Source organism: Acidovorax sp. sif0632 (genome assembly GCF_019218805.1).
Classification (GTDB): domain Bacteria; phylum Pseudomonadota; class Gammaproteobacteria; order Burkholderiales; family Burkholderiaceae_C; genus Acidovorax; species Acidovorax facilis.
The window spans coordinates 327849-341280 of the sequence record NZ_JAHUWW010000003.1; the positions used below are offsets into that span (position 1 = coordinate 327849).

At 60.2% G+C, this 13432-nt stretch carries 7 protein-coding genes; 6 read left to right on the plus strand and 1 reads right to left on the minus strand.

The window, feature by feature from the left end:
- The first annotated feature begins 673 nt into the window (after positions 1 to 673).
- The 5 genes from KW832_RS11440 (at position 674) to KW832_RS25920 (ending at position 8238) form a co-directional block, all read left to right on the plus strand.
- On the plus strand, positions 674 to 1501 hold the full coding sequence (locus KW832_RS11440) for a hypothetical protein (RefSeq protein ID WP_218299981.1): 828 nt from the start codon (positions 674 to 676) through the stop codon (positions 1499 to 1501).
- Entirely contained in the window at positions 1494 to 4724 is a 3231-nt protein-coding gene (locus tag KW832_RS11445) for a DEAD/DEAH box helicase (protein WP_218299982.1), read from the plus strand. Before KW832_RS11440 ends, KW832_RS11445 begins: the two co-directional genes overlap by 8 nt.
- Positions 4725 to 5277: 553 nt before the next feature.
- Positions 5278 to 5730 (plus strand): hypothetical protein, encoded by a 453-nt coding sequence (locus tag KW832_RS11450; protein ID WP_370628683.1) that lies wholly within the window; start codon positions 5278 to 5280, stop codon positions 5728 to 5730.
- Between the two features lie 106 nt (positions 5731 to 5836).
- Positions 5837 to 7072, plus strand: coding sequence for a hypothetical protein (locus KW832_RS11455; protein WP_218299983.1), 1236 nt, complete (start codon positions 5837 to 5839; stop codon positions 7070 to 7072).
- Between the two features lie 848 nt (positions 7073 to 7920).
- Positions 7921 to 8238, plus strand: a complete 318-nt coding sequence (locus KW832_RS25920; RefSeq protein WP_218299984.1) for a PAS domain-containing protein — start codon at positions 7921 to 7923, stop codon at positions 8236 to 8238.
- 195 nt (positions 8239 to 8433) lie between these two features.
- Here the strand turns inward: KW832_RS25920 and KW832_RS11465 are convergent, their stop codons facing one another.
- Positions 8434 to 9411, minus strand: coding sequence for a LuxR C-terminal-related transcriptional regulator (locus tag KW832_RS11465; RefSeq protein WP_218299985.1), 978 nt, complete (start codon positions 9409 to 9411; stop codon positions 8434 to 8436).
- 662 nt (positions 9412 to 10073) lie between these two features.
- On the opposite strand from KW832_RS11465, the gene KW832_RS11470 reads away from it, so the two are divergent.
- Positions 10074 to 13268: an IPTL-CTERM sorting domain-containing protein gene (locus KW832_RS11470; RefSeq protein WP_218299986.1), complete on the plus strand. Its 3195-nt coding sequence runs from the start codon at positions 10074 to 10076 to the stop codon at positions 13266 to 13268.
- Positions 13269 to 13432 lie beyond the last annotated feature (164 nt).

Here is a 13432-nt window from a genome sequence, read left to right on the forward strand (position 1 = left end):
CCATCGGCAGGTGGTAGGGGCTTGGCTGATCATTGAGTCCGGCAGACTTGCCACCAATCCGTTCAATTGACTATGAGATTGGGCGCACTCGACTGGCACGTATCAGCACTCTGCAGTGGGCCATTGCGCTGCAGGCATGGAGAGGGCTGCCATGCATCGGTTCTACCCGAGTCATGTCAACGTCTGAATCAGGCTGGTTGCTGACCTTGAGATTTCAGGACTGAATGACAGCGATTTGCGAAACCCGCCATTCATGCCCGATGAACGCGTTGGTCTGCCGTATCCCCGGAACCGGTCAATCAGCGACAGCTCGTCGCTAGACCGCGCGAACGGCAGGTCGCGCGACTCGCGAACTTGTGCTTTGCGCCCGAAGCGGTCCTTGCTCCCGCTCAAACGCTAGCGTACGTTCAGGGCCGCCCCAGGGCAAGCGCCCGACCAAAAGGCGCGAGCGCGAGCCATAAAGCGACGCAAGCCGAAGACCTACTTCGCGAATTCGATGTCGGACTTGTTCCACGAGCGGATCCCGGACGAGTACGCCAGCATCCCAAGGTGCATTGCGCAGACCTTCCTTAGCACGCAGTCCCTTGCGAAAGCCACGTTAGACTTTCGTCCCCGGATGCAACGTTGTCTAACCGGATGCATGTGCGAAAAATAATCGTAATGGGAGCACGCCTTGATTAAATCGAGTCCGGTCGAGATCGACAAGGATGTGTCTGGCCTGAATTGGGAGGTGGCGGACTTTCAGGAACTGGCGAAGATTGTGGCCGTTATAGCAGTCGGTCAGGTCGTACATGCCGCGCGGATCCTGGATCAGCTTGAGAAAAATGCACCAGCGATTTCGATTCCGCAATTAAACGAGGCTGCGTGTGAACAACTAACCATCAAGTCGGGCCTGAATCCAGAGCAAGAAAAAGCGGCGCGCGCCCACCGTGACGGTTTTCTCTTCGAGTGCATTTCTTGGATCGCAACACGCCAAGGAGCAAACGACCGAATCTTCCAGAAAGATCCCCACATAAGTGCTACTTCGCAAGGTCTCGACGGATTGGTAGTTGAGCTTGAACCGATGAAGGCACAAATCAAGACGGTGACGATCTGCGAAGACAAGTGCACGGACTACCCACGGAATAAATTTCGGGACGAGGTGATGCCTACATTCACGGAGCACCACGGAAACCAGGTGCGTGGACGCGAGTTGCTCGCGACGGCGGTGGACATCATCAAGTCCAAGTTCACCAACGACACGGAGGCATTGATTGCAGCCCAAAGAGTAATGGAGCTAGGCCGCCGCCGCTACCGTGCAGCCTTGACAGTGGACGCCACCATCGTTACCCCGGCAAAGCGGGTCAAGCTGTTTAAGGACTACAACGGACTGGCAGGTATCGAGCAGTCTCAGCGAATAGGTGCCACCTTCGTAATGAGCGGGGACCTGCGCACATGGTTTCAACAGTTGGCGGACGCTGTGATCGCGGCAATCAAAAGCGGGAAGGTCAAGAGTGTTTGATGTACAGACCGCCGAACTCCTGGAAGCCGCGCCAGCGGTTCCCGGCCTGAATCCGGCGCAGCTCCCGCAGCTGCTCACCCGCCACTACGCCCAGCTGGTAGCGCGCCGCTTGCGTGGTTCCCAGTGGGATGACGATGAAGGCACAGACTGGCCGCTTGAGCGCGTGGCGGACGTCTACGAAATCATGGCGACGGTGAGCGATGACCCGGAGGTGCGCCGTCCAGCCGCTTTTGTGGCAGGCACCGCGCAACAAATCCTAGCGCGGGAGTCCGAGCTTACAGCGCCGGAGGGAAATCCCATGGCCGCAGTCGGCCGCGACCAAGTTAGCGCCACACTGTCCGCAGCGCTACTGTTCTTTATTGCCGAGCAGTATGCCGATGCCTACGAGGCCGGCGGGTTGATTAATACCGGAACAGGCAGTGCTGAAGTCAGGCGTTTGGCATTGCATGTCCGTGATCTGGTGTGCGGCCGGGTGGAGGCCATCCTCCGCCGATCGTCACGGCCGGGGGGCGCCAGGCCTACGCGGGAAGGGCGCATCGAGGAACGCGCCTTCAACCGGCTAGCCGCCACGCTGGCCGACGGCATCGAGCACTTGGCACGTTATGTATTGTCTGAACCTGTCGACGGCCCCATTGGGCACCGGCGGCAGGCGCAGCGAAACTTTAAGCAGGTGCTCCAGCTTTCTGGCAATGAAACGAGCTGGAAGGGACTTGCCGGTGTGCTTCGTACGTCCTACCCCGGGCCAGCGCAGCTCGCCGCACTTCTGTTGGCTGCCAGCGGTGGGCTCGCGGATGCCTCTCTGACTCGGCTACCTCCGCCAACAGGGTCTGATGAAGATTTTTGGAAGGGCTGGTTGCGGTTCAGGGCGAAGAGCAATCCCTATGTTTGGCAAAACCACCGAGAGGCCATCGCCGAGGATTTTCACCAGGTTGGCCGCAACGCGGTGCTCGTGCTTCCCACGGGCGCAGGCAAAACCACAGTATCTACTCTGAAGATCGCCAGCACTCTTGCCAGCGGCAAGAAGGTGATCTTCCTGGCCCCGACTCATGCCCTTGCGGAACAGGTTACAGATGACCTCCAGGGCCTCTTCCCGGCCGACAGGTTCGGCATGCAGGTATCCGGGGAGTTCGATTCGCTATTGCTGGAAGGCAGCGCACTGCAAAACATCGAGGTGATGACCCCTGAGCAGTGCCTGGCGATGCTGTCGTATTCGCCTGATTCTTTCTGCGACGTCGGGCTGTTGGTTTTCGACGAGTGCCACTTGTTGAGCCCGCAGACGCACAAGATAGGGCGCGCACTGGACGGGATGTTGTGTCTGCTGGAGTTCTGTACGCAAGCCCCCGACGCCGACCTACTTTTCCTATCGGCCATGCTGAAGAATGCGCAGGAGTTCGGTGCCTGGATTACATCCTTGACGGGACGCGACTGTGCCGTTGTGGAGTTGCTATGGAAACCGAGCCGCCAAGCCCGCGGTGTTGTCGTGTACCGACGCAGCGATATCAGCACGGTGGAAGCCGCGTCCCAGGCTATCCAGTTGGCGATGGACGAAGATGCGGAAGAGCCCGCGGCGGGGCTGCGCGCTGCAGCGAGACGTGCCCTGACGGCGCAGCCTTTTGTGGTTTGGGGATTGCGCCACAATTGGGCGGCCGTACCCGATGCGCGTGTCTTGACCGCCTTGTCCAACGATACATTTGCGCTCTCTGGAAGGCTCAGCAATGGTGGTGTTGTCGCGCTGCCTAATGCTAATGAGACTGCCGCCCGCATTGCTGTGGCGGCCGCAGGTACAGGCGCGAAGTCCATCATCTTTGTCAACACCAAGCCAGTATCGGTCAGCACCGCCAGAGATATCGCAAAGCAACTCGCGCTGGACGTTGTACTCAACGAGAGAGAGGCCGCCCTGTGGTCCACGATCCAGACCGAGCTGGGACATGCCAAGCACTCGGTTTTCGGAAATGGCGCCTTCGGTGCGGTGCCCCACAACGCCGCGATGCTGCGTATTGAGCGCATGCTGTCCGAGCAGCTGTACAAGCGTTCCGATGGAGCGATGGCCATCGTCGCGACGCCGACCCTGGCGCAGGGCTTGAACCTGCCGGCGCAGATCGCGGTGCTCGCCGGCGATAAGCGGGCAGCCGAAGAGGGGAACGGTAGAGAGGACCTTCAGGCCCATGAGCTGTTAAACGCGGCAGCGCGCGCTGGACGTGCAGGCCATCTGGCCAACGGGGTTGTCCTCCTGGTGCCGGAGCCGTTGGTGACCTTCCGCAACGCCGCGCTCGATGACTCCCGGCTGTTGGCGAAGTTGAGTTCGGTCCTTCCGGAGGACGATCGGTGCGTAACCATCACCGATCCTCTTGAACGCATCCTGGACCGCATCGCTGAAGGCGAGACCGAGGACACGGAGGTACGGTATACCGTCAATCGCTTGGCGACGCTGGCTGGGGTCGACGGAGATCCAAGCCAGATGGATGCGCTCATGGCGCGGAGTTTTGGAGCTTACAAGGCCGGCCAGCGTAGGCAAGAAGATGCCTACCTGGAAAAGGTCCTGGGCTTGTGGACTGAGGTCCAGGAAGCAGCAGAGGCCGAATGGGAGTCTGTGGTGGTAGGACTGGCGTCTAAGACCGGACTACCGCTGGACCTGCTGGAGCGCCTCCGCAATAAGCTGGAAGCGGCGGCTGAGGACCTACCGACGTCGGTGGTCGGTTGGGTGCACTTCATCTTCGGGTGGCTGCAAGAGGACGTAGCTGCCCGTGATCACCTTCTGGCTGGTGTGCGGGAGGCCGCGCTCAAGGCAACAGGCGCAGCTACTACTAGCAAGCTCAAGAAGTCGACGCTGGTGGCTATCGAGCCTGCTGTGATGGCCTGGCTACATGGCGAGCCTCTCAATGCCATCGAGCGCATCCTGAAGGGCGATCCAGATGCGAAGGCACCGACAAAGGCGATTTGCCCGCGTGCGCGTGAGTTGGCCTCGACGTTCGTCGTGCGTGGCTTGTCCTTTATTGCTGGCGTAGTAGCACGAATGGTCATGGACATGGACCTCACGTCGGATGGCGACCCTGAGGCTTCTCAGGTTGTGCAGAGCCTCGCTGCGGCGGTCCGTCGGGGCTTTGATTCACCCGAGAAGCTCGCATTCGCCAACGGCCATCCGCAAGTGTTGGGTCGGGTGGAACTGCACCGTCTGTACGCGGCGGAAAGGTCAGAGGATGACCTGGGTTTCGAGGACGACTAATGAGGCGACAGGGGGAAGCTTCTTGTCGTAGGGTGTTTCAGCAGAGTCCCGACCTAGGCCCTTTGCTGTCCTTGACTAGGACTCCTCTGCGCAGGGAGGAAAAATAGGGTCAGCGGCCAAATCGGGGTCATGCCTTGTCTGTGATGCAGACCGGACTTAGAGCAAGCCATTGTTGGCTCTTCGCCTTCATTTGCTTTGAGGATGTTTGGCAATCGAAAGCCAGGCACCGCTATCGCCGCCTGACTGCGGGCCATGGCATAGGGGGTGCCGGCTTGAGGGGCAACTTGCATTTCACAGTCGTGGAGGTGAATGACAGAAGTGCGGCGACTAGTCCGGCACGACGTGTGTCGGCCCAGGGCGCGTAGCGCCGTCAGATTCTCAGGATGGTCGAGCTGGTGCGTTTGCCGAGCTTGATGTAGAGCTCAACGGCTCGGATTCGGTCTTCGTAGGAATACATGAACTACCTTCTAGTAGTCCAAGTTTTCGTCCGCACCCCCAGTGGGTCACTTCTGCGTGGAAATCAACAGACAAGGCTTGCTTCGACCTAGCTTGCATGGCCGCTGCAGCCAGCTTCTTTCATGAACTGCGTCACGTTCAGTTCTTTGCGCAGGGAGATACACCGGCCGACCGACTGGAGGAAAAACGCCAATGCGACGTCTTCAGCCGGGAGTTCCTCACCGCGAAGGTCAGCGAATACTGCAACAGCAGCGGGGATGATCTGCTACAGACCAAGAGTAAGCGCATTGTCGCCTTGTCCTGCGCCGCATTTTCGATCGGAATGGCAGAGAGCAAGGGCATGGCGAATGCCGTCGCTGGAACTCACCCACCCGTCGCCGATCGCTTCAGGCATCTGGTGCTCAAAGCCCACGCCCCGGACGATGCGACTTGCTGGCACTATCTAGCATGCCTCCTTGTGGCGATACTGCGTAAGGAGCACCATCCCATTCGACTCTTCCAGGTCCTTGTGCGAGCAGCTAGTCGCGCTACTTTGATACGACTCGGATAACGTGCCGGGATGCTAGCCTTCAACGAATATGCAGGCACCACTACCTCTGCAACACCTTTACGTTTGGTCTCATAAGAAGTCCATGCGCCACAAACGGAGCTGAAAGATGCGTCGCTGGGAAAAACGGCTTTCCGATGTAGCGCAACTTCTGCGCCAGTGTGCCGCCACCTACTTTGAACCGGATCGATTCCGCTTGAACTGCAATCAGTTCCTGACTACATCTAGGACGGTCAACTTCCTGATTCAAAAAGACAAGGCACTGATCCCTGACTTTGATGCATGGTACGCGGCGCATGTAATCGAACTATGGGCCGGCGACAAGGTTATGGCTTGGGGAAGAGACTCGCGAAACCACATTGAGAAGGTCGGTGATCTTGACCTCGAAAGCGAGTTGGCTGTGACACTAATCTTCACTCACGATGAAGACCAGGACATCTCCATCTTGTGTGGTCGTCATGAGCTCATTGGGGCTACTGTTCGGCACCTGCTAAGGTACGCCGAGAAAAATTTGCCTACGGGCGTGTCAGACTCATCGGTACTGAGAATCCGCCGAAGGTGGGTTGCCAATACATTGCCCGGTAGAGAGTTGCTGGGTGCGCTGACTTACATCTATGGGCGTCAGCGCGCCTTGGCGGTCTCACTCGCTTCCTACCTAGGACACTCGTTACCTTGTGAAATCCCGGAAGTCAACGACATCCGTGAAGTTCGTGAGCAAGAGCGTCAAGTCCGCTACGTAAAATTCAGGGATCGCAAGCCGTCTCGGATGGCAAACCATGTGGTACGCCGAATGCCGGACTACTCCCCTCCTCAATGGCTGCAAGAGCTAGCAGGAGAGCGCGACCCAAGCAAGGGACTTCCGGGGCTAAACGCTCAGCTTGAATTTCACGCCAAGATGGCCGAAGGTACGTTTCAGCAGTTTGGGAACCACGTGCCAATGATGTGGATGTATGACGAGGCTGGCCAGCCTGTGGACTATGGAGGCATGATCCCAGATGACCAAGCAACGAAGTTCATTTATTGGCGTACCGTTGCTGATCGAGTGGAGTCCCTGCGTCCAGCAACACTGATTTGGGTATCGGAGATATGGATACGAGACCTGGCGCGCCGCTTTGAGTTGCCAATGCGCAAAATGCCCATTAAAGGTGAAGCCCTTCATGTCGTAGGCATCGATAGGAGCGGAGTTGTCAATACGATCTACTGGGACATCCAGAGAGATTTGGCAAGCGCCAGGCCGCGCTTGGTTCGTCGGGAGCCGTCTCCTGAGACGCAGTACGGAGCGCCCTATTTCTTGCTGTCGGTAAAACGAGCATTCGCACGAATGCATCAAACAAAGGCATGCTGAGACTTGACCCCTCACTGGCGGACAGCGCTCCTCACGTTAAACACTAGTGCGGGCTATTCATACCTACAACCGGTAGACATTGGGCGGGATCACCTATTCGCGAAAGGGCTGGGCGGCCCCTTCAGTTACCTGAAAATACTGCCAGCTACCGATGTTAGATACTTGAAACCGGCCCTTTAGTGAGGTTGGCGATATCTTCTGGATGACCGCTCCTGAAAGCAAAGCGTGATCTGGCGATAGGAGCGCGAATGGCGGCGAACGCTGCAGAACCGACGTTCGGCGCCACTAGCGGCCATTGACGGGGAAGGCAAGTTGTACTACCCAGAATGTGCCGTTTTTGATGGTTTCCAAAGTGTTAGCACGCACACTATGGGTACAAGAAGAAACGCTGATCCTGCCAGATAGTGATTGGGATAGAACCAACTATTGGCCAACGCGGTGCCAAGTAAGCAAGCGACTACCAGCAATATGCAGTTTGCAATGCGCCATCCAATCCGCCGTTGGGGCAACAGGGATCCCGAGACTCCAAAAAGTAGGACGAACATTGAGTCCACTAACGCGAAACCGATAGGTATGCCTATCGAATCAGCGTCCGCAGGATAAATTCCCATTTCTTGATTCGCACTAAGCACAACCCACAGGGTGGCATTGGCATACACGACGGCACCAGACATAGCCAGTGCAGATTGGACACAAGATAGCGGCTTGAGATTCGGCATGAAAGGCATAGTAGAAGCCTTTCGTGTGCAGAAAATGAGCCTAGTTTGAACTGAGTGTGAAGTAGCCTGTTGGCTGGTTGCGAACCGGCGGCCGATGAATACCGAGTCAGCTCAATTGACCCGCCCTGCGTGCAAGGATGCCCCGGCCGTGCGTCGCGCCTTGGGGGCGCAAAGCTGGCGCTGCCGCAGCGGCAAACGCTGGAGGCGCTGCGTCACAGCGAGTTGCGCTTCAGACTCGCGGCGTCCACGGGCGACGTGTGGGACTGCGACATCGCAATCGGGTTGGCCCTGATCTGGCAGCAATGGAAGATGCGGCTGGGCTACGCCGAAGAAGAAATCGAAAACACCGCGGAAGGATGGTTTTCCCTTCTAGAGCCCACCAACCGCCTACAAGTCCTCACGGCATTCTCTGCACACATCAGGAGCCGTACGCCCTACGACATTTAATACCGAGTTTTGGCAAAGGGCGGTAGCTATCGCGGGTCGCATGCCAAGGGCCGTACAAGGGCCACACCGCGAGGCGCGGACAGGGCGAGATGCGGCTGCATATTGACGGTCAGATCCCTCTACGGAGTGCGTGAATATGACGCAAGAGTGAAGGTGCAATGCGAAAGGGCATTCGCCAAATTCCAAGTGGGGCAGTCACTCTCGCAGCACCAGCAACGGCCCCAACATCGCCACGCTGTTGATGCCGAGTTTGTCGAAGATCGCCTTCACCTGGCTGCGTATCGTTTCTGGTGATCGCTCCAGTTTGGCTGCAACCTGCTTTTGCGTGAGCCCGCTCACCAGCAGCCGTGCCACTAAGAACTCGCGTGTGCTCAACTCATCCACAGCTTCGCGCTGTCGCGCCTTCAAATACAGTAAGCCACGCTCCAGGTTGCGGCGCAGGATGATGTGTGTGCCGCTCACTTGGTTGCAACCTTCCATCAGGCAGTTATGCAGAGGGCTGGGAAGACGCTCCTCATCTTCCACTGGCCACTCCTGGTGAACCAACTCAAGGAAACGCCGGTCTGCGTGGTAGAGCACACCGCGACTGTCTGCAATGGCTACGGCCCACTTCTCGCGGGCGGCGTCGCCGGTTAGTCGGTCCAGATGCACCCGCCGATTGATGGCCAGGGCCTGCATCAGGTGCGGTGCCAAGCAGGACAACAGTTCCGTTTCTTCCGGTGTACAGAGTTGGTTCTTGTCGAAGCGGTAGAGCGACACCCAATGAGCAAACCGCGAGATCGGGTTGATTTCCGATGTGATGAAAAAATTCTCATGATGGTATTCATGAAGGAATTTTTTGTAGGGCTCTATCTCCTCTTCCGAAAAATCCTCTGCTGTGTTGAAGCCGATGGTCGCGGTGGGCCGAGCCGTCACTTGCATAGCCGCCTTGTCCAAGTGCTTAACCTTTTCGTAGGCGTCGATCATCGCCTGCGTAGTGTTGTGCAGGTGCAGGCTATGAATGTCGATGCCGGTGTTGGTCATCCGCGCCGTGCCCCACATAGATGAATCGAAAGGCAAATAGGTCTTTAGGGCGCAGAGTATTCCGTCCTGGAATTCGTGAACTGGGAGATCCTGGGCCAGCCGGTAGATGTTCAGGAGGAGCTTGCTGTATTCCGAGAGAACGGTCTTCATTGCAGTGAGCAGGGGGACTTCGGTCCTATATGTTAAATGTATCTATCCGTAACGCAATCGTGAGGCTCGGTGGTATTGCCTTTTCGCCGTAGCGTGTCGTGGCCCTTTTGCCTTCATGCTAAGCAGCGTAACGACATTCAGACCATCGTTACTCCCACGACAAGCTGGTCTCGGTCAGAGCAGCTAGCCCCCAAAATCGCGGCGAGTTGCCGCGCTACCGGATTACTTCCCAGGCCGGAATCCCATAGACGGGTGATTGAATTGGTTTTCCCCTCTCATTACGCTTGGGGAGAAGGCAAAGAGCAAGAAGCCGCGGCAGACGAACTGTTGACGCCTAGCGTGTTCGACCGAGAAACGCAATGCCACGATGACGACTAGATCCAACTTGTATCGCTTGTACCTCGTGATCGTTCTTAGCGTGTTGTGTTTCCTCCACCGCAATGCACAACTAGCGGCCGCGAGAGCCCTCATTTGAACGCCGCTCCCAGCCTTGTCTCGTCTTGGAACCAAATCCCTTTTGCGCGGCCGCCGGGTGGGGGACACAGGCCCGGCGACGCGGCGCTTAAACCTGATTCGCTTCTATCGATCGATGATTCACGAACCTTAAAAAAATGAGAACTGCTGCTACCGCACATCTGGCAAGCGCCGAAGGCAAAAAACAAGTGAAATTCGCTGCGCCGTGGCTGCTGCGCTGGCTGCTGGCCCTGGGTCTGCTCTTGCAGGCCCTTGGTCTTTCGACGGCTTGGGCGGCCAATGCGTGGCAGCCAGCGGGGCTGGCGGGTACCCTTGTGCGCGGGCTGGCCATCCACCCCACTACGCCCACGACGCTGTATGCCAGCCGAGGTGCCGACGGAGTGGCCAAGAGCACCGATGGTGGCGCCAACTGGTCCTTCGCCGGCAATGGGCTTGGCGGGGCTTTCGCATGGCCGCTGGCCATAGACCCTGTCGCGCCTTCCACGGTGTACGTGGGTTCACCGGGAGGCGGGGTGTTCAAGAGCACTAACGGGGGCGCAAGCTGGGCCGCTGCCAGCAGCGGTTTGACGAACAATATCGTGTGGTCCCTGGTGGTAGATCCCTCCACGCCCACAACGCTGTATGCGGGCACCGATGGCTACGGTGGCGGGGTGTACAAGAGCATCGATGGGGGCGCAAGCTGGGTGCAGCTAAACCTCGGGCTGCCTAATGGTTCCTATGTGAATGTGCGTCTTTTGCTCGTGGACCCTGCCGTGCCCGGCACCCTCTACGGCGTCGTGAATGATCGGGTGTACAAGAGTACTAACGGCGGCGGGGTCTGGGTGGAGTTCAACAGCGGGCTCACGGGTGCAGCCTTGTCCCTCGCCCTGGACCCCGTGACGCCTGGCACCCTGTACGCCGGCACCTATGATGGCCGGGTGTTCAAGAGCACCAATGGCGGTGCAAACTGGTCGGTGGCGGGGGGGGCGATGGCGAGCAGTGGGGTGCAGGCCCTGGCGGTTGCACCCACCACGCCGGTGACCTTGTATGCCGCCACCTTCACCGCCGGGGTGTTCAAGAGCACCGACGGAGGGGCAAGCTGGTCTGCGGCCAGCAGCGGGCTGACGAGCAATCAGACGCTTGCCTTGGTTTTGGATCCAACGGCGCCCGCAACGCTGTACGTTGGTACCTCGGACGCCGGGGCATTCAAGAGCACCAATGGCGCCCTTTCCAGCGAGACGCGCCTGAGGGGCCTCGTGTTGGAAGCAGGGGGCGGACCCATCGCACTGTCCCCTGCTTTCAGCCGCGATACCCTGGGTTACGCCGCGACGGTTGCGAGCGGCACCGCAAGCGCCGCACTCATTCCCACTGCATGGAGCGGCGATGCCTCCATGCTCGTCAATGGCGCCGCGGTGGCATCGGGCAGCGCATCGGCGCTGCTCGCGCTGAACTCGGGCGTCAATACCTTGACCGTGGTGGTGGTGTCTGGCGACGGCACCTCCTCACAAACCTATACCGTGGCGGTTACGCGGCAGGCGCCGCCCGCTGCTCCTACGGGCGTATCCGCCACAGCGGGCAACGGCCAGGCCACCGTGAGCTGGAGCGCGCCTGCGGACAACGGCAGCGCTATCACCAACTACACCGTGACCGCCGTGGAAGACGGCAGCAAGCAATGCACGCCCAGCCCTGCGACGGGCACGATTTGCACCGTCACCGGCCTGACCAATGGGACGGCCTATACCTTCACGGTGACGGCGACCAATGGCGTGGGCATTGGCAGCGCATCCGCCGCCTCTGCACCGGTGACGCCCGCAGGACTGCCGGGTGCCCCCACGGCTATCACTGCCAGCCCCGGCGCGCCCGGCAGCGGCCAGGTCACGCTGACCTGGACTCCACCCATCCACAACGGCAGCGCTATCACAAGCTACACCGTGACACCCGCTGGCACTGGCCCGGCCTGCACGGCGTCACCCTGCGCCCTCTCGGGCCTGGCCAATGCGGCGCAGTACAGCTTTACCGTGCAGGCCACCAATGGCGTGGGGCAGGGCGCGGTCTCGGCTGCCAGCAATGCCGTGTGGCTGCAGGGCACACAGGCCATCAACTTCCCCGCACAAGCGGGCCAGACCTATGTGCCCCATGGCACTTTCGCCATCAACCCTGGCGCCAGCGCCACGTCCGCCCAAGCGGTGACTTACGGCAGCCAGACTGTGGGCGTGTGCACGGTGCTGGGCAGCACCGTTACCATGACAGGCGCGGGCACCTGCATCCTCTCGGCCAACCAGGCGGGCGACGCAGCCTGGGCCGCTGCTCCCCAGGCCACGCAAAACGTCGCCATCGCCCCGGGCGTGAACGCCATCACCTTCCCGGCACAGGCGAACCAGGCTTTTGCCCTGGGCGGCAGCTTCGCCATCAGCCCGGCGGCAACGGGCCGCTCCAGCGCTGCGGTGATCTACACCAGCCTGACCACGGGCGTGTGCACCGTGTCGGGCAGCACGTTGGCAATGGTGAGCGCGGGCACCTGCACCATTGCCGCCAACCAGGCGGCGGACGCGAACTGGGCCGCCGCGCCGCAGGCCACGCAAGGCGTGCAGATCGCTTCTGGGGTTCCGGGTGCCCCCCCGGCCGCCACGGCCATGCCGGGCAACGGCCAAGCTGTGGTGAGCTGGACGGCTCCCATTGAAACGGGCGGCGGTATCACTCAGTACGGCGTGACGGCCCCGGGCACCGCAGGCTGCACGGCCGCGTGGCCCGCCACCAGTTGCACCGTGCCGGGCCTGACCAACGGGGCGACCTACACCTTCAGTGTGCGGGCTGAGAACAGCGCGGGGCCTGGTGCTCCGGCGGTGGCGCCTCCGGTCACGCCGCTGGCGGACAGCAAGGCGTTCTCTGCGCCGTCGCTCACCGGCAGCGGCACGGTGGGCGTTGCGGTATCGGGCGGCGGCGCTATCTGCGCCTTCGAGCGCGTGCAGTTGCTGCATGCCGGCAGTGCCAGCACCGCGCCGCCCGCCAACGTGCAGTTCCCGTACGGGTTGCTGGACTTCGTGCTCGCGGGCTGCAATCAGTCAAACGTGGCCGTCACCATCACCTATCCCGGCCCACTGCCGCAGGGCGTGCAGTACTGGAAGCTCTCGGGCGGCGCCTGGGCGCCCTATGGCGGCGCCACGGCGGTGGCGGGCGCCACTACGGCCACGCTGGTGCTGGCGGACGGCGGCCAGGGCGACGATGACGGCACGCCCAATGGCCGAATTGTGGACCCTGGCCAGGTGGGCGTGCTGGCAGCGCCCGGCCCCGGCGGTGTGGGCGCGGCAGCCATCCCCACATTGTCAGAAATGGCATTGTTGGTCTTGACGACCCTTATGGCGTTGGCGGGTGCGGCTCGTGTGCAGCGGCGGCGGCCGAATTGAGGCGGCGCTGAGCGCTTGAAGACTTCCTGGTGGGAGCCGCCGTAGCCGCGGTGCGCCACTTGAATCGTGAGCCAGGGGTGAAAGCCGACGCTGTGATGGTCGGCTGTGGATTAGTGTATGTCTTGCCTTGTTCTGTGACCTCCTTTCGCTTCTGTGATCGAACT